At 66.2% G+C, this 15,772-nt stretch carries 15 protein-coding genes; 9 read left to right on the top strand and 6 right to left on the bottom strand.

Going from position 1 to position 15,772, the window contains the following annotated elements; genetic code table 11:
- Positions 1-2: 2 nt before the first annotated feature.
- From pstC to QW881_RS01530, 3 genes are all read right to left on the bottom strand, one after another.
- Entirely contained in the window at positions 3-1,001 is a 999-nt protein-coding gene (gene pstC, locus QW881_RS01540) for a phosphate ABC transporter permease subunit PstC (protein ID WP_315736700.1), read from the bottom strand.
- A 96-nt stretch (positions 1,002-1,097) separates the two neighbouring features.
- The gene (pstS, locus tag QW881_RS01535; RefSeq protein ID WP_315736698.1) at positions 1,098-2,108 is read right to left on the bottom strand and encodes a phosphate ABC transporter substrate-binding protein PstS; all 1,011 of its coding nucleotides are present in this window, start codon (positions 2,106-2,108) and stop codon (positions 1,098-1,100) included.
- A gap of 933 nt (positions 2,109-3,041) precedes the next feature.
- On the bottom strand, positions 3,042-3,971 hold the full coding sequence (locus tag QW881_RS01530) for a LysR family transcriptional regulator (RefSeq protein WP_315754958.1): 930 nt from the start codon (positions 3,969-3,971) through the stop codon (positions 3,042-3,044).
- A 104-nt stretch (positions 3,972-4,075) separates the two neighbouring features.
- Here QW881_RS01530 and QW881_RS01525 point away from each other — a divergent pair, with 104 nt between their 5' ends.
- From QW881_RS01525 to QW881_RS01485, 9 genes are all read left to right on the top strand, one after another.
- Positions 4,076-4,396 carry a Dabb family protein gene (locus tag QW881_RS01525; RefSeq protein ID WP_315754956.1) on the top strand — a complete coding sequence of 107 codons (321 nt, stop codon included), beginning with the start codon at positions 4,076-4,078 and terminating at the stop codon, positions 4,394-4,396.
- Between the two features lie 84 nt (positions 4,397-4,480).
- Positions 4,481-5,380 (top strand): NAD(P)-dependent oxidoreductase, encoded by a 900-nt coding sequence (locus tag QW881_RS01520; protein ID WP_315754954.1) that lies wholly within the window; start codon positions 4,481-4,483, stop codon positions 5,378-5,380.
- 13 nt (positions 5,381-5,393) lie between these two features.
- Positions 5,394-6,278 (top strand): intradiol ring-cleavage dioxygenase, encoded by an 885-nt coding sequence (locus tag QW881_RS01515; protein ID WP_315754952.1) that lies wholly within the window; start codon positions 5,394-5,396, stop codon positions 6,276-6,278.
- 64 nt (positions 6,279-6,342) lie between these two features.
- Positions 6,343-7,737 carry an FAD-linked oxidase C-terminal domain-containing protein gene (locus QW881_RS01510; protein WP_315755153.1) on the top strand — a complete coding sequence of 465 codons (1,395 nt, stop codon included), beginning with the start codon at positions 6,343-6,345 and terminating at the stop codon, positions 7,735-7,737.
- A complete protein-coding gene (locus tag QW881_RS01505) occupies positions 7,734-9,257 on the top strand; it encodes a sugar ABC transporter ATP-binding protein (RefSeq protein ID WP_315754951.1) in 1,524 nt (507 codons plus the stop codon). Before QW881_RS01510 ends, QW881_RS01505 begins: the two co-directional genes overlap by 4 nt.
- Positions 9,250-10,200, top strand: a complete 951-nt coding sequence (locus tag QW881_RS01500; protein WP_315754949.1) for an ABC transporter permease — start codon at positions 9,250-9,252, stop codon at positions 10,198-10,200. The genes QW881_RS01505 and QW881_RS01500 overlap by 8 nt, the downstream gene beginning before the upstream one ends.
- Positions 10,197-11,174, top strand: a complete 978-nt coding sequence (locus QW881_RS01495) for an ABC transporter permease (RefSeq protein WP_315754946.1) — start codon at positions 10,197-10,199, stop codon at positions 11,172-11,174. The genes QW881_RS01500 and QW881_RS01495 overlap by 4 nt, the downstream gene beginning before the upstream one ends.
- A 40-nt stretch (positions 11,175-11,214) precedes the next feature.
- Positions 11,215-12,189 (top strand): sugar ABC transporter substrate-binding protein, encoded by a 975-nt coding sequence (locus QW881_RS01490; protein ID WP_315754944.1) that lies wholly within the window; start codon positions 11,215-11,217, stop codon positions 12,187-12,189.
- Positions 12,190-12,255: 66 nt separating this feature from the next.
- Positions 12,256-12,543, top strand: coding sequence for a YciI family protein (locus QW881_RS01485; protein WP_315754942.1), 288 nt, complete (start codon positions 12,256-12,258; stop codon positions 12,541-12,543).
- Between the two features lie 156 nt (positions 12,544-12,699).
- Here the strand turns inward: QW881_RS01485 and QW881_RS01480 are convergent, their stop codons facing one another.
- From QW881_RS01480 to QW881_RS01470, 3 genes are all read right to left on the bottom strand, one after another.
- Positions 12,700-13,593: an NAD(P)-dependent oxidoreductase gene (locus QW881_RS01480; RefSeq protein WP_315754940.1), complete on the bottom strand. Its 894-nt coding sequence runs from the start codon at positions 13,591-13,593 to the stop codon at positions 12,700-12,702.
- Positions 13,590-13,994, bottom strand: a complete 405-nt coding sequence (locus tag QW881_RS01475; RefSeq protein WP_315713518.1) for a carboxymuconolactone decarboxylase family protein — start codon at positions 13,992-13,994, stop codon at positions 13,590-13,592. Before QW881_RS01475 ends, QW881_RS01480 begins: the two co-directional genes overlap by 4 nt.
- Before the next feature lie 210 nt (positions 13,995-14,204).
- Positions 14,205-15,665, bottom strand: a complete 1,461-nt coding sequence (locus QW881_RS01470) for an aldehyde dehydrogenase family protein (protein WP_315754938.1) — start codon at positions 15,663-15,665, stop codon at positions 14,205-14,207.
- Positions 15,666-15,772: the final 107 nt, after the last annotated feature.

Here is a 15,772-nt window from a genome sequence, read left to right as displayed (position 1 = left end):
GCTTATTTTCCCGCCTTGGCTTCGAGTCGCATGAGCATCAGCCGCGCGCTCGCCAGCACGAAGAAGGTGAGCACGAACAGCAGCAGGCCGAGCAGGATCAGGCTCGACTGGTGCAGCCCGTCGCTCTCCTGGAATTCGGAGGCGATGGCGGCCGAGATCGTGGTGCCCGGCGCGAAGATCGAGGATGAGATCCGGAACGAGTTGCCGATGATGAAGGTCACCGCCATCGTTTCGCCGAGCGCACGGCCCAGCGCCAGCATGACGCCGCCGATGACGCCGACGCGGGTGTAGGGAATGACGACGCTGCGCACGACCTCCCAGGTGGTGCAGCCGACCCCGTAGGCGGCTTCCTTCAGCACTGGCGGGACGGTCTTGAACACGTCGACCGAGATCGAGGTGATGAACGGCAGCACCATGATCGCCAGGATCAGCGAGGCGTTGAACAGGCTGAGATAGGACGGCGGACCGGCGAAGATGTCCTGCAGCACGGGGATGCCGGCGCAGAGATTGATCATGAACGGCTGAAACGTATAGGCCAGGAACGGCCCCAGCACGAAGAAGCCCCACATGCCGTAGATGATCGAAGGAATGCCGGCGAGCAGCTCGATGGCAAGTCCGATCGGACGGCGCAGCCATTGCGGGCACAGCTCGGTGAGGAAGATCGCAATGCCCAGACCGACCGGAATGGCGATCAGCATCGCGATGAAGGACGTGACCAAGGTGCCGTAGATCGGGCCGAGCGCGCCGAGCACCGGCGGATCGGCCGACGGCGCCCAGCGCCGCGTCCACAGGAATTCGAAGCCATATTCTCTCATGGCCGGCCATGCGCCGACGATGAGCGACAGGATGATGCCGCCCAGGATCAACAGGACGGAGATCGCGGACAGCCGCGTGATCCAATAGAAGGTCACGTCGCCGAGCTTGAAGGCGTTGAGCGCGCGTGCCCGGTCATAGGGTCCGGCAGCGGCCGCGATATCGCTGACTTCGGTCTGAACCGCCATCTCTGCCAATTCTGCCCCCTGTTCCTTGGACACGCCTCAACCCCGGTAGTGCCCCTCCCCCGGAGGCCGGGAGAGGGGATTTTCGATACGTCCAGCTCAGCTCTTGATGTCGGCCGACCAGGTCTTCTCGATCAGCTTCACGACGCTGTCGGGCATCGGGATGTAGTCGAGCTCCTCAGCCATCTTGCCGCCCTTCTCGAACGACCACTTGAAGAACTTGATGGCTTCGCCGGACGCCGCCTTGTCGGCCGGCTCCTTGTGCATCAGGATGAAGGTCGCCGCCGTCATCGGCCAGGACTTGTCGCCGGGCTGGTTGGCGAGGATCACGTAGTAGCCGGGGGCCTTGGCCCAGTCGGCATTCGCGGCCGCGGCCTGGAAGGCCTCGACGGTCGGCTGCACGGTCTTGCCGGCTTTGTTCATCATGCCGGTGTAGGTGAGCTTGTTCTGCTTGGCATAGGCGTACTCGACATAGCCGATCGAGTTCTTGGTCTGGCCGATGTTGCCGGACACGCCCTCGTTGCCCTTGGCGCCGACGCCGACCGGCCACTCGACGGCGGTGTTGAAGCCGATCTTGCTCTTCCAGTCGGCGCTCACCTCGGAGAGGTAGTAGGTGAAGTTGAAGGTCGTGCCCGAGCCGTCGGAGCGGCGGACCACGGCGATCGCATCGGACGGCAGCTTGACGCTGGGGTTGAGCTTCTTGATCGCGGCGTCATCCCACTTGGTGATCTTGCCGAGATAGATGTTGGCAAGCGTCTCGCCGTCCAGCACCATCTCGCCCGGCTTCACGCCCTCGAGGTTGACGACCGGCACGATGCCGCCCATCACCATCGGCCACTGCACCAGGCCGTCCTTCTCGAGCTGCTCGGCCTTGAGCGGCGCGTCGGTGGCGCCGAAGGTCACGGTCTTGGCCTGGATCTGCTTGATGCCGCCGCCGGAACCGATCGACTGGTAGTTCAGACCGTTGCCGGTCTCCTTCTTGTAGGCGTCCGCCCACTTGGAATAGATCGGGAACGGGAACGTCGCGCCCGCACCGGTAATGTCGGCAGCGAAGGCCGACGTCGATGCGGCGACCAAGCCGGCAGCGACGATAGCTTTGACGAAATTCATAGCTGGTCTCCATGCTTGGGAAGCGAAGCGCCATCTGCGCCCGATTGCGCTTCCCCGGCCGCTTTACGGGGCCTCAGTGTGGCTTTTATAAAGGTTCGATGACAGTCGGATGACAGTCACAAGCCGTTGATAAGTATTGATCTTTCGATCAAACTCCGAATTTCTACGGACCAGCCGACATATTGCAGCGGGCTGCGGCACCTCGCGTCCGTGCGAGCGTCGCCCCCCCCCCGGGGACAGACCATCACCGCCGTCATCGCCCGCGCAGGCGGGCGAACCAGTATGCCATCGGCGGCCATGATCCGCCGAGACGCCGCGGCGTACTGGATGCCCGCCTGCGCCCTGGGGTTATGGGTCCCGGATCGGCGCGCTGTGCGCGCTTGTCCGGGACGACACCGGGGATTGGGTTGGCGACATGAGCAGCCATGGAGATGAGCGCGTGCGTTCCCGCGGCCTACGAGGCCCGAGGTGATGGGTTCGTCGTGTCCCTCCTGATCATGAGAGGGCGCGAGGAAGGCCGGACCTCGGCTGAGGCCCGTGGCCCGCCTGCTCAAAAGAATGCAGGCGGCAGGTACCACAGGTACAGCCGGACAGACCCGGCCTTCCCCGCGCGACGGTGTTAACGGTGTCCTTCGTGCTCTCCCTGGGGATCGGCGTTCTTGCCCCCATCGCCCGCGCGTGCCGTCAAGCAACGCTCACGGACTTGACCTCAGCGTCGAGAGGCCAGGACCACACGACTTCGCCGTCCGTGCCGCCTGCGCTCGTCTGGCACAGCCGTCACGTCCATCGCAGCCCACCTCCACGTTCGTGACGACGCGTACGTCCCTCTGCTCGAGGCGGGTTGCATGCAAGAGACCATGATTTCCGAAAAATAGCAAGGTAATTATTTTTCTCAGAACATGATCCGCCCTCCCCCCGCACGCGGGCATCGGCTCAATCCGGCTTGGGCGGCTCGATCCAGATCCCCGGGTCGGAATGGGTCCGGATGTGATCGACGAGGAAATCGGCGAACACCCTGATCTTGGCCGGCAGCCTGACGCGGTTCTGGTAGGCGATGTTCATCGTCAAGAGCGGCAGCTCCCAGTCGAGCAGGACCGGCACCAGCCGGCCGGCCAGAATGTCGCTCTGCACGATGTAGAGCGGCTGGATCAGGATGCCGAGCCCGGCAAGCGCGGCGCCCTTGATCACCTGGCCGTCATTGCTGTCGAGCGTCGGCGCGATCCGAATGCTCTGGGCTGTCGTGCCGTTGCGCAGGGACAGGGAATACGGATCATTGGCAAGATTGTAGATCAGCATGTCGTGGCGCACCAGATCGCCGGGAACGACGGGACAGCCACGGCTCGCGAGATAGGACGGCGCGGCCGCCAGCACGCGCCGCATCTGCCCGATGCGGCGAACGACGATGCCCGAGTCCGGCTCATGCTCGCGGGTGCGGATCGCCACGTCGATGCCCGCCTCGATGAAATCCGGGTAGCGGTTGGCGGCGATGATCTGCAGGCTCAGCTTTGGATACATCGCGCGAAACGCCGGCAGCATCGGCGAGAGATAGATCGTCGCGAACGACAGCGAGCTGGTGACGCGCAGCATGCCCTGCGGCGACAGCGCGCGGTCGCTGACGGCGTCCTCGGCCTCGGCCAGCTCGTTGAGCAGCGGGCCGCAGCGCTGCAGCAGCTCCTGCCCGGCTTCGGTCAGCCAGAGCCGGCGCGTGTTGCGCTCGATCAGGCGCACCGCGAGCCGTTCCTCCAGCGCGCTGAGATGCCGGCTCGCCGCGGCGTTGGACATCCGTAAGGACTCGGCGGCCTTGGACAGGCTGCCCAGCTCGGCCGTCTTGGAAAACACCTCGAGTTGGAGCAAACGGTCCATTGTTACGCTAAACGGAAAACAGAGTTACAATTTTTGTCCTTTATTTCCATTTCCTGCAAGGCAAAATCGTCAGACAAGAACAAGCACAGGTGAGGGACGCACGAATGACGGGGCCGATCAGGCACATCGTGATGTGGCGGCTGCGCGCCGAGACGGCTGCCGAGCGCGCCGCGGCCCGGCTCAAGGTCAAGACCCTGTTCGAGAGTTTGAAAGGCCGGATCGACGGCCTGACCCACATCGAGGTCGGTCTCGATGTCAGCGACGTCGACTATGCCTGCGACGTCGTCCTGTTCTCCGAATTCGCCAGCAGCGCCGCATTGAAGGCCTATGCGTCGCATCCGGAGCACCTGCGCGTCCGCGAGGAGCTCGGCGACCTCAGGATCGGCCGCTTCCAGGTCGACTATCCCGTGGCGACCGGCACGTGACCGGCCCCCTCACGTCGACGAACCTGCGAGGCAGTATCGCGTCGCCACAGGCGCAGCAAATGAAGCAATCGGCGGACCTCACCCATGTCACTTCCTGACAAGCGCCTCGCCTTCATCGGCATCGGCAAGATCGGCCTGCCGATCGCGGCGCGGCTCGCCAAGGCCGGCCATGACGTCACGGCGTTCGATCCCAACGCCGCCCGGCTCGACGAGGCACGTGCGCTCGGCATGGCCGCCGCGTCGTCCGCTGCCGAGGCGGTGCGCGACCATGCCGTCGTCATCTCGTCACTGCCCCACGATACCGCACTGCGCGCGGCGATGCTGGACAGCGGCGGACTGATCGCGGCCATGGCGCCGGGCGCGATCCTGATCGAGACCAGCACCGTGGGTGTCGACGCGTCGAGCGCGGTCGCGACCGCCGCGAGCGCTCGCGACGTCGCCTATCTGCGCACGCCGATCTCCGGCAATGCCAGCATCGCCCACACCGGCGAGCTGACGTGCTTCGTGTCCGGTCCAAGAGAGGCGTTCACCCTGATCACGCCGGTGCTGGCCGGCTTCACGCGCGCGCAGACCTATCTGGGCGCGGCGGAAGAGGCGCGCTACGCCAAGCTCGCCGTCAACCTGATGATCGCGACAACGGCGGCGATGATGGCCGAAAGCCTCGCCCTCGCACGCAAGGGCGGCATCGCCTGGCCCGACATTCTGAAGGTGCTGCATGACAGCGCAGTCGCCTCGCCGATGGTGAAGTACAAGACCGCGCCGCTGCTGGCGCGCGACTTTGCCGCGACGTTCTCCTGCGCGCAGATGGCCAAGGATCTCGATCTGATTCTCGGCGCCGGCCATGCCGTCGGCGTGCCGCTACAGCTCGCGGCGCAGGTCCGTGAGACCTATGGCGCGCTGATCGCGTCAGGCGATGCCGACACCGACTTCCTCGCTACCGTCCGGCATGTCGAGCGGCTGTCCGGGCTCGGCGAGCCTCTCTGAAAGGAGCCGCGTCTTGCGCAACTTCAACGAGACCACGATCACAGATGCCGTGCTCGAACGCCTGGCGGGCGCGCGTGATGCGCGGATCAAACAGGTCAGCGAGGCGCTGGTGCGGCATCTCCATGCCTTCGTGCGCGAGGTCCGTCCGACCCAGCAGGAATGGGAATACGGCATCGACTTCCTGACCCGCACCGGCCAGATGTGTGACGACAAGCGCCAGGAGTTCATCCTGCTGTCGGATACGCTCGGCGTTTCGATGCTGGTCGACGCCATCAATCATCCGGTGCCGGAAGGCGCCACCGAGACCACGGTGCTCGGCCCCTTCTTCGTCCAGGCGGCGCCGGAACGCGCCAACGGCGACGATATCGCGGGCCCGATGAAAGGCGATCCGCTGCTGGTGACCGGCTCGGTGTCGAGCGCGGACGGCGCGCCGCTGGCAGGCGCCGTGGTCGACGTCTGGCACTCCGACGACGACGGCTATTACGACGTGCAGCGGCTCGAGCAGATCGGCGATCTCGCCATGCGCGCGCGCTTCCACACCGACGCCGACGGCCGCTTCCATTTCTGGTCGATCAAGCCCGCCGCCTATCCGATCCCCAACGACGGGCCGGTCGGCGACATGCTCACGGCGCAGGGGCGGCATCCGTGGCGGCCGGCGCATGTGCATTTCATGATCTCGGCGCCGGGCTTCGAGCGGCTGGTGACGCATGTGTTCGTCGCCGGTGACCAGTATCTCGATTCCGACGTCGTGTTCGGCGTCAAGGACAGCCTGATCCGCGACTTCACGCGCTGCCCGCCGGGCCGTGCGCCAGATGGCCGCATGGTGACGGACGGATATTTTCATCTCAATTATGATTTCGGCCTGAAACGGCTTGCGGAGCGCGCCAATCAGGTTTGAGCTGAGCGGACGACAAGGACCGTCAAGAGTCCTGTCATCGTCGAGGAAGCGGACGGGAGGAATGATGGAGTTGCGGGTCGGCACCGGCGCATTGGCCGAGCGGCTTTCGAACCTGATCGGGCCGCGTGCGAGTCTCGCGCGCGGCGTGCTGGATCAGCACGGCCGGAGCGAGTCGTACTATCCGGCGATGCCGCCCGACATCGTCGTGTTTCCCGAGACGACGCAGGAGGTCGCCGACATCGTCAGGCTGTGCGCCGAGGCTGCCACGCCGATCGTGCCGTTCGGCGCCGGCACGTCGCTCGAAGGCAACGCTGCGGCTGTCGCGGGTGGGGTCTGTTTCGACTTCGCCCGCATGAACAAGGTGCTGGCCGTGCATGACGCCGACATGGACGTCGTGGTGCAGCCCGGCATCACCCGCAAGCAGCTCAATGCCGAGCTGCGCGGCAGCGGCCTGTTCTTTCCGATCGATCCCGGGGCCGATGCCTCGATCGGCGGCATGAGTTCGACCCGCGCCTCCGGGACCATGGCGGTGCGCTACGGCACCATGAAGGACAACGTCCTCGCGCTCGAGGTCGTGCTGGCCGACGGCCGGGTGATCCGCACCGCCAAGCGTGCGCGCAAATCCGCCGCCGGCTACGACCTGACACGGCTGTTCGTCGGATCGGAGGGGACGCTCGGCGTGATCACCGAGATCACGCTGAAGCTGCATCCCCTGCCCCATGCGATCTCGGCCGCAACCTGCAGCTTCCCGACTTTGCACGACGCGGTCGACACCGCGATCGCGCTGATCCAGTCGGCCGTCCCCGCCGCCCGCATCGAGCTCGTCGATGACGTCATGATGCGCGGCATCAATGCCTATTCGAAGCTCGGCTATCGGGAAGCCCCGACGCTGTTCCTGGAATTTCACGGCTCTGATGCCGCCGTCGCCGAGCAGGCGCAGACGGCGGAGGCGATCGCGACCGAGCACGGCGGCCGCGGCTTCGCCTGGGCGAAGGCGGCCGAGGACCGCAGCCGGCTGTGGCACGCGCGCGACAATACGCTGTACGCCGGCCTCGGCCTGCGGCCGGGCGCCCGCGCCGTCATTACCGACGTCTGCGTGCCGATCTCCCGGCTGGCCGAATGCCTGACCGAAACGCGCCGGGACGCCGACGCCAACGGCTTCCTCGCACCGATCGTCGGCCATGTCGGCGACGGCAATTTCCACATGCTGATCATGATCGATCCGACTGATGAGCACGAGCTGGCCGGCGCCAAGGCGCTGCAGGCGCGCATGGTGGCGCGTGCGATCGCGATGGACGGCACCTGCACCGGCGAGCACGGCATCGGCCTCGGCAAGGTCGACTATCTCCGGGACGAGCTCGGCGAAGCCGTCGCGGTGATGCGCGCCATCAAGGCCGCGCTCGATCCGGATGGCCTGATGAATCCGGGCAAGATCTTCGCCGCCGGAGCGCAGGCATGAGCGCCGCAGCCGCCATCGCATCTCCATCGCCGGCGCCATTGCTGGAGCTGCGCGGCATCAGCAAGGAGTTTCCGGGCGTCAAGGCGCTGGATGATGTCTCGTTCGCGATCCACCCGGGCGAAGTCCACATGCTGCTCGGCGAGAACGGCGCCGGCAAATCCAGCCTGATGAAGATCCTGTGCGGCGCCTATAGCGCCGATGCGGGTGAGGTCTATTACAAGGGTAAGAAGGTTGCGATCGCCTCGACGGCCGATGCGCAAGACCTCGGCATCGCCGTGATCTTCCAGGAATTCTCGCTGGTGCCGTTCCTCGACATCGCGCAGAACATCTATCTCGGCCGCGAGCCGAAAGGCCGCCTGCCCGGCACCATCGACCGCCGCAGGATCCTGGCCGATGCGAAGCGCGTGCTCGACAGCATCGGCTTCGACATCGATCCTTCTGTCATCGTCGACACGCTCGGCGTCGCGCAGCAGCAGATGGTCGAGATTGCGAAAGCGATCAGCCAGAATGCGCGGATCCTGGTGATGGACGAGCCGACGGCGGCGCTGTCCGACCGCGAGGCGGAGCTGCTGTTCGCGCTGATCCGACGGCTGAAGGCGGACGGCGTCGCGATCGTCTACATCTCGCACCGCATGGCCGAGGTGTTCGCGCTCGGCGACCGCATTACCGTGCTGCGCGACGGCCGCCGCATCGGCGATGTCAGCCCCGCCGACGTCACGCCCGACCAACTCGTGCGCATGATGGTCGGGCGCAATATCGACATGAGCTATCCGCGCCATTTCGCGGAAACGCCGGGCGAGCTCGTGCTCGAGGTCAGGGGACTGAGCGCGCCGACCGGCATTGCCGACATCAACATCGAGGTGCGGCGGGGCGAGATCGTCGGCCTGTGCGGCCTCGTCGGCTCCGGCCGCACCGAGGTGGCGCGCGCGATCTTCGGCGCCGATCCGGTCAGCGAAGGCGAGATCATCTTCGACGGCAAGCCGATCGCGGGCGAGCCCGACATCGCGGCCCGCCGCGGCATCGCGCTGATCCCCGAGAGCCGCAAGAGCGAGGGCCTGGCGCTGCTGCGCTCGGTCGGCGACAACCTCGTGGTGTCGGCGCTGAAGAAGCTGTTTCCCAGCGGGCTCTACGATCCGCGCGGCGCGCAGCGCACGGCGGACGGGCTGATCCGGCAATTGCGGATCGCAACACCGAATGCGCGGCAGACGGTCGGTCTGCTCTCGGGCGGCAACCAGCAGAAGGTCGTGATCGGCAAGTGGCTGGCGGCAGGCGCCAGGCTGTTCATCTTCGACGAGCCGACGCGCGGCATCGACGTCGGCGCCAAGTCCGAGATCTTCGCGCTGATCGACCGGCTGGTCGCCGGTGGCGCGGCCGCGCTGATGATCTCGTCCGAGCAGATCGAGATCTGTCACGTCTGTGACCGCGCCTATGTGATGCGCGAGGGCCGCATCGCCGGACACCTGGCGCGCAGCGAGCTGACCGAGGAGAATATCGTGCGACTGGGGATGCATGATGAGTGACGCCGCCATCGTCTCGCCGCTCCGAACGCTGCAGCGCATCCCGGGCGTGGCGATCGTGCTGGTGCTGCTGATCGCGCTGTTCGGCGCGATCGCGCCGGGCTTCCTGTCGGCCGCGAACCTGTCCAACGTGCTGGTGCAGTCGACGATCCTGACCATGCTCGCGCTGCCGATGACCCTGATCATCATGACCGAAGGGCTCGACCTGTCGATGGGCGCGGTGCTGACGCTGACCTCGCTCTGCGTCGCCATCGTCTCGCTCGCGACCAAGTCCGTGCTGCTGGGCCTCGGCGCCGCGGTGCTGGTCGGCGCGGCGTTCGGCACCGTCAATGGCTGGCTGGTCGCGATCGTCGGGATTCCGCCGTTCGTGGCGACGCTCGCCACGCTCGGCATGGCGCAGGGCCTGTCGCTGATCGTGAGCGACGGCCAGAGCGTGGTCGGCATTCCCCACGGCGTGCGCGACATCTATTCGGCGACGCTGCTCGGCATCCCCGTACCGATCGTGATGGGGCTTTTGACCTACGCTGCGTTTCACGGCCTGCTCTATCACACCAGGTTCGGCACCTACATCTTCGCGCTCGGCGGCAATCGCGAAGCGCTGCGCTATGCCGGCCTGTCGCCGACACGACTCCTGATCGCGGTCTACGCGATCGGCGGCACGATGGCGGGCATCGCCGGTCTGCTGATGACCGCGCGGATGAATTCGGGACATCCGACTGCAGGGCTCGGAATGGAGTTCGACGCCATCGCGGCGGTCGCGGTCGGCGGCACCTCGTTCGAGCGCGGCAATGGCTGGCTGCTCGGCACCGTGCTCGGCGTCGTCGCCGTGGGCGTGCTGCGCAACGGGCTCAATTTGGTGTCGCTGCCGTCCTCGGTGCAGGTCGCAAGCGTCGGCGCGCTGGTCATCATCGCGATGTTCCTCGACGGCCTGCGGAGCCGGTCATGACCGACATCGCCAAGGACACGCTGCCGCCGCCGCGCTCGCTCCTGTCGCAGAACGCCGCGCAGGTGTTCTATCGGATGCTCGCCGCGCTGCTGATCTGCGCGGCGCTGACCGTGCTGAGCGACTCCTTCCTCAGCCTGGGCAACATCCTCAACGTGCTCAGGCAGGCGAGCCTGACCTTCTTCATCGCCTCCGGCCTGACACTCGTGGTGCTGACCGCCGGCCTCGACCTGTCGGTCGGCGCCAATGTCGCATTGTCGGCCTGTCTGGCCGGCACCATGATCCATCAGACCGGCTCGCCGGTGCTCGGGATCGCCACCGGGCTGCTTGCGGGCGGCGTCGTCGGATTTCTCAACGGCTTCATGGTCACGGCGCTGCGAATCCCTTCCTTCATCGCGACCTACGGCATGCTCTGGGTGCTGAACGGCGTCACCTACTGGTACATGGCCGGCGAGACCATCCATGGCTTCCCGGCCGGCTTCCGCCAGATCGGCAGCGGCTATTTCCTCGGACTGCCGATCCCGGTCTATCTGCTGCTGGTGTTCCTCGCGATCGGATCGTTCTTCGCGCAACGCACCACATGGGGCCAGGAGATCTACGCCATCGGCGCCAATCCGGTCGCGGCGCGGCTCTCCGGCATCCCGGTGGCCCGCCGGCTGCTGCTGGTCTACACCGTCTCCGGCACCATGGCCGGGCTCGCCTCCATCATCTTCCTGTCGCGGCTCAACTCCGCCGAAGCCGACATCGGCGAAAGCCTGACACTGCCGGCCATCGCCGCGGTGCTGATCGGCGGCACATCGCTGTTCGGCGGCGTCGGCACCGTGTTCGGCACCTTCGTCGGCGCCTTGATCCTGACGCTGGTGCTGAACGGCATGAACCTGCTCGCGATCAGCGCCAACTGGCAGCCGCTCGTCACCGGCATCATCGTCATCATCGCAGTCTGGCTCGACATGAAGACGCGGCGCCCGACGCAATGAACCTGTAAGACAACCAAGAAAAACGAGGGAAGGAAACGACATGCAACATCGGATCACGCGCTGCTTCGCGCTCTCACTCCTGATCACGGCCATCACCACCCAGGCCCGGGCCGACGGCGAGACGATCGCCGTCTTCACTAAGAACCAGACCAATCCGTTCTTCCAGACGGTGCGCGTCGGCGCCGACAATATGGCGAAGGTGCTCAACGCCAAGATCCTGCACTACATCCCGACCAAGCCGGACTCTATCCCCGAGCAGCTCAGCCAGATCGAGGACGTCGTAGTCAAGAAGCCGAGCGCCATCGTCTTCACGCCGGTCGACTACAAGGCGATGGTGCCCGGCGTCGAGAAGATCAACGACGCCAAGATCCCCGTCGTCAACATCACCGACCGCTCGGCGGGCGGCAAGTTCGTCTCCTTCGTCGGCGCCGACGACTACAGCCTGGGCCTCGAGACCGGCCGGTTCCTGCTCAAGACGCTCGGCGGCAAGGGCAACATCGTCATCATCGAAGGGGTCAAGGGCTCGCTGACCAATGTCGACCGCGTGCGCGGCTTCAACGACGCGCTCAAGGAGAACCCCGGCGCCAAGCTGCTGGCGTCGCAGCCCGGCAACTATCAACGCCTCCAGGCGTTGCAGGTGATGGAGAACCTGATGCAGTCCAATGCGCAGATCGACGGCGTGCTCGCCGCCAACGACGCCATGGCGGTCGGCGCGATCGAGGCGCTGGACGGCGCCAACCGTAAGGCGCAGGTGATCGGCATCAACGGCACCAAGGAGGCGATCGACGCGATCAAGTCCGGCAAGCTGCTCGCCAGCGGCGACTATAACGGCTTCGCCCAAGGCTGCCTCGGCACCATGATGGCCGTCCGCTCGCTGCGCGGGCAGCCGGTGATCAACGAGATCGTGCTGAAACCGACGGTGATCACCAAGGACAACTATCAGCCGTTCGACGTAGCGCTGGAACAGCGGACCTGCCCGAGCTACGAGGATGCGAGCAAGCTCGGCGCGAAATAGGATCAGCCATCAGTCCGGAAGCAGGACGGCACGCAGCCGTCCTGCTTCAACTTGCGGAGAGAATTCATGCTGTTTGCGATTCACGCGCTCGACAAGCCGGACGCGCTCCCGGTCCGGCTTGCCAACTACGACGCGCACAAGGCCTATCTCGGTGACACCGCCCGCCTGCCCGTCACCATCGTGATGTCCGGCCCGCTCGTCTCCGACGACGGGTCGACGATGATCGGAAGCCTGTTTCTGGTCGAGGCTTCCGGCCGCGCCGAGGTCGAAGCCTTCAACCGCGCCGACCCGTTCGCCGCGGCCGGCATCTGGGACAAGGTGACGATCACCGGCTTCTTGCGGCGCCAGGGTTAGTCCGACTGCGTCACGCGGATCTCAGCAGTTGCAGTTTCCGCTGTCACCCGGAATCTGGAAATTGTCAGGTGTGGACGCAAAACAATCTCAAGATTCCGGGTTCAAGGCCCGCGGCCTTGCCCCGGAATGACGGTGGTTGTGACGCAGAAGTACCAGTCACCCCTTCAGCGCGACGCCGGCCAGCGCCTCGCTCAGCTTCGCCAGCGCGGTGTGATCCTGCCCGGGTCCGAGCATCCCCTGCGCGCTGGCGCTGAGCTCGCGGCACAGGTTGGAGAGCGGCGCGGCGACGCCGGCGGCGCGCGCGACCTCGAGCGCGATCGACAGGTCCTTCACCATCAGATCGAGTCCGAAGCCGCTGTTGAATTGGCGCGACAGCACGAACTGCTTGAACTTCTTCTGCGTCGAGTTGTTCATGCCGGTCGAGGCGTTGAGCACGTCGGTCATCAGGCCGGGATCGATGCCGAACTGCTGGCCTATCAACAGCGCCTCGATGCCGATCAGGAAGCCACCGGCGGAGACGAGGTTGTTGAGCGCCTTCATCGCCTGGCCCGAGCCAAGGCCGCCGATGCGGTGGATCGTCGTTCCCATGGCGCGCAGCAGCGGCTCGACACGGTCGAGCGCGGCCGGCTCGCCGCCGGCCATGATCGCGAGCTCGCCGGTCACTGCGCGCGGCACGCCGCCGCTGACGGGCGCATCGAGCATGGTCACGCCGAGCAGGGCGAGATCGGCCGCGATCGCCTGCGTCGCCGCCGGCGCGCCGGAGCTCATGTCGATCACAATGTGACCCTGCCTCAGACCGGCGCGCAGAGTCCCGACAGCGTCCGCGACATGCCTGCTGGTCGGCAGCATCGTGATGATGACATCCGCCTGCCCCGCAGCGGCCGCGAGGTCGTCGGCCTCGTCGCCGCCAACCTTGGCGACGAATTCAGCAGCCCGCCCGGGCACGGCGTCATTGACGGCGACCGCAAAGCCGGCGCCGAGCAGGCGCGCGGCCATCGGCCAGCCCATGTTGCCGATGCCGACGAACAGGACCTTTTGCGGCGCGCTCATGCGCCGTCCTTCTTGGCGATGGCACCCTCCGCGACCAGCACCTCATGCGCGGCCTTGAAGGCTTCGAGCCCTGCCGGAATGCCGCAATAGACGGTCGCGTGCAGCAGGATCTCCTTGATCTCGTCGACCGTGACGCCGTTGGTGAGCGCGCCCTTGACATGCAGCTTCAGCTCGCTCGGCTTGCTCAGCGCGGTCAGCATCGCGAGATTGATGATGCTGCGGGTGCGGCGATCCAGTCCTGGCCGGGTCCAGGCATAGCCCCAGCACATTTCGGTGGTGATGTGCTGGAAGGCCATCATGAAGTCATCGGCCTTGGCGAGGCTGCCATCGACATAGGCCGCGCCGAGCACCTCGCGGCGCACCTTCAGGCCCTTCTCGAACAATTCTTTTTCGTCGCTCATCCGCTCGTCTCCTTCTGCAAACCCTGATGTCAGCTCTTTGTCTGAGCATGATCTCCGCGCAAACGCCTTCGGCGTTTGTCGCGAGGGAAAACCGGCTTCCACTTTTCCGGATCATGCTCTAGCGCCTCGCCGCGCGGACTGACAACAACAACGCCGGGCGGCATTGTCAGTGACGTCCGCACGGCGGAATTGATCGGAGCTTCCAGTCCGCTAGCCGTGCTTGACGATCAGGGTCTTCATCGCCGCAAGCTCGTACAGCGCCTCGAAACCCTTCTCGCGGCCGTGTCCCGATTTCTTCATGCCGCCGAACGGCAGCTCGATGCCGCCGCCGGCGCCGTAGCCGTTGACGAACATCTGGCCGACCCGGACCTTGCGCGCGACGCGCATCGCTCGCGAGCCGTCGCCCGACCAGACGCCGGCGACCAGGCCGAACTCGGTGGCGTTGGCGAGCCTGACGGCGTCGGCCTCATCGTCGAACGGCATCGCCGCCAGCACCGGACCGAACACCTCCTCGCGCGCCAGCTCGGAGTCGCGCGCGACGTGCTGATACAGCGCCGGCGCCACATAGAAGCCCTCGCTCGGCACGCCCTCGGCGATCCTGCCGGACGCCACGCGCTTGGCGCCGCCACTTTCGGCGCGCGCCAGCATGTTTTCGATCCGCGTCTTCTGGACCGCGCTGATGACCGGGCCAAGATCGAGATCCATCTCCGGCGTGCCGGCCGTGATCTTCTCGAAGCGGAGCTTGAGGTCAGCCAGGAAGCGGTCCCAGATCGAACGCTCCACCAGCACGCGCGAGCCGGCCGAGCAGGTCTGGCCGGCGTTCTGCACGATCGCCGCGGCCACCGAGGTCAGCGCCGCATCGAGATCGGCGTCGGCGAACACGATCTGCGGCGACTTGCCGCCGAGCTCGAGCGTGCAGCCGATGTGGTTCCTCGCGGTCGCCGTCTGCACGAGCGTGCCGACCTCCGGGCTGCCGGTGAAGGAGATGAAATCGATGCCGTCATGCGCCGACAGCGCCGCACCCGCCTCCTCGCCGAGACCCGGCACGACGTTGATCGCACCGGCCGGGAAGCCGGCTTCCGCCGCGAGCTCGGCGAGACGCAGCGGCACCAGGCAGGCCTCCTCGGCCGGCTTGATCACGGTCGCGTTGCCCATCGCCAGCGCCGGCGCGACGGTGCGGCCGAACATCTGCCCCGGATAATTCCACGGAATGATATGGCCGGTGACGCCGAGCGGTTCGTACACCGTGGTGACGAAAAAGCCGTCCAGGAAGGGAATGGTGTCGCCATGCACCTTGTCCGCGGCGCCGCCGTAATATTCGAAATAGCGCGCGACCGCGACGACGTCCGCCTTGGCCTGCTTCATCGGCTTGCCGGTATCGGCCGCTTCGAGCTTCGCCAGTTCCTCGGCATTGTCCTCGACGAGGCGGCCGAGCTTCGACAGCAGGCGCCCGCGGTCCACCGCGGCGAGCCGGCCCCACGGGCCTTCGAGCGCGCGGCGCGCCGCCGCCACGGCAAGATCGATGTCGGCCGCATCCCCTGCCGCGATCGAAGCGATCACCTGGCCGGTCGCCGGAGCAAGCATCGCAAGGGTGCGGCCCGACTGCGCGGGCTGCCACGTGTTGTCGATGAAGACGCCCTTTGCGGCAGGCAGTTTGACATTGGCGTTCATGGCAGCTCTCCGGCTTCTTTTGCAGCTCGTCCGCGGGTCATGTCAGACCTGGGCACGGTGCATCACCACACGGCCGCGCGACGGCCGAGGCAACGGAGGCGTGTCAG

Source organism: Bradyrhizobium sp. SZCCHNS3016, assembly GCF_032484535.1.
Classification (GTDB): Bacteria; Pseudomonadota; Alphaproteobacteria; order Rhizobiales; family Xanthobacteraceae; genus Bradyrhizobium.
The sequence above is the reverse complement of the archived record's forward strand: the minus strand, read 5'-3'. Positions and strand labels throughout refer to the sequence as shown.

Coding starts and splice junctions, on each gene's coding strand:
- pstC (WP_315736700.1), bottom strand. CDS start 1,001: ATGGCGGTTCAGACCGAAGTCAGCGATATCGCGGCCGCTGCCGGACCC.
- pstS (WP_315736698.1), bottom strand. CDS start 2,108: ATGAATTTCGTCAAAGCTATCGTCGCTGCCGGCTTGGTCGCCGCATCG.
- QW881_RS01530 (WP_315754958.1), bottom strand. CDS start 3,971: ATGGACCGTTTGCTCCAACTCGAGGTGTTTTCCAAGACGGCCGAGCTG.
- QW881_RS01525 (WP_315754956.1), top strand. CDS start 4,076: ATGACGGGGCCGATCAGGCACATCGTGATGTGGCGGCTGCGCGCCGAG.
- QW881_RS01520 (WP_315754954.1), top strand. CDS start 4,481: ATGTCACTTCCTGACAAGCGCCTCGCCTTCATCGGCATCGGCAAGATC.
- QW881_RS01510 (WP_315755153.1), top strand. CDS start 6,343: ATGGAGTTGCGGGTCGGCACCGGCGCATTGGCCGAGCGGCTTTCGAAC.
- QW881_RS01505 (WP_315754951.1), top strand. CDS start 7,734: ATGAGCGCCGCAGCCGCCATCGCATCTCCATCGCCGGCGCCATTGCTG.
- QW881_RS01500 (WP_315754949.1), top strand. CDS start 9,250: ATGAGTGACGCCGCCATCGTCTCGCCGCTCCGAACGCTGCAGCGCATC.
- QW881_RS01495 (WP_315754946.1), top strand. CDS start 10,197: ATGACCGACATCGCCAAGGACACGCTGCCGCCGCCGCGCTCGCTCCTG.
- QW881_RS01490 (WP_315754944.1), top strand. CDS start 11,215: ATGCAACATCGGATCACGCGCTGCTTCGCGCTCTCACTCCTGATCACG.
- QW881_RS01485 (WP_315754942.1), top strand. CDS start 12,256: ATGCTGTTTGCGATTCACGCGCTCGACAAGCCGGACGCGCTCCCGGTC.
- QW881_RS01480 (WP_315754940.1), bottom strand. CDS start 13,593: ATGAGCGCGCCGCAAAAGGTCCTGTTCGTCGGCATCGGCAACATGGGC.
- QW881_RS01475 (WP_315713518.1), bottom strand. CDS start 13,994: ATGAGCGACGAAAAAGAATTGTTCGAGAAGGGCCTGAAGGTGCGCCGC.
- QW881_RS01470 (WP_315754938.1), bottom strand. CDS start 15,665: ATGAACGCCAATGTCAAACTGCCTGCCGCAAAGGGCGTCTTCATCGAC.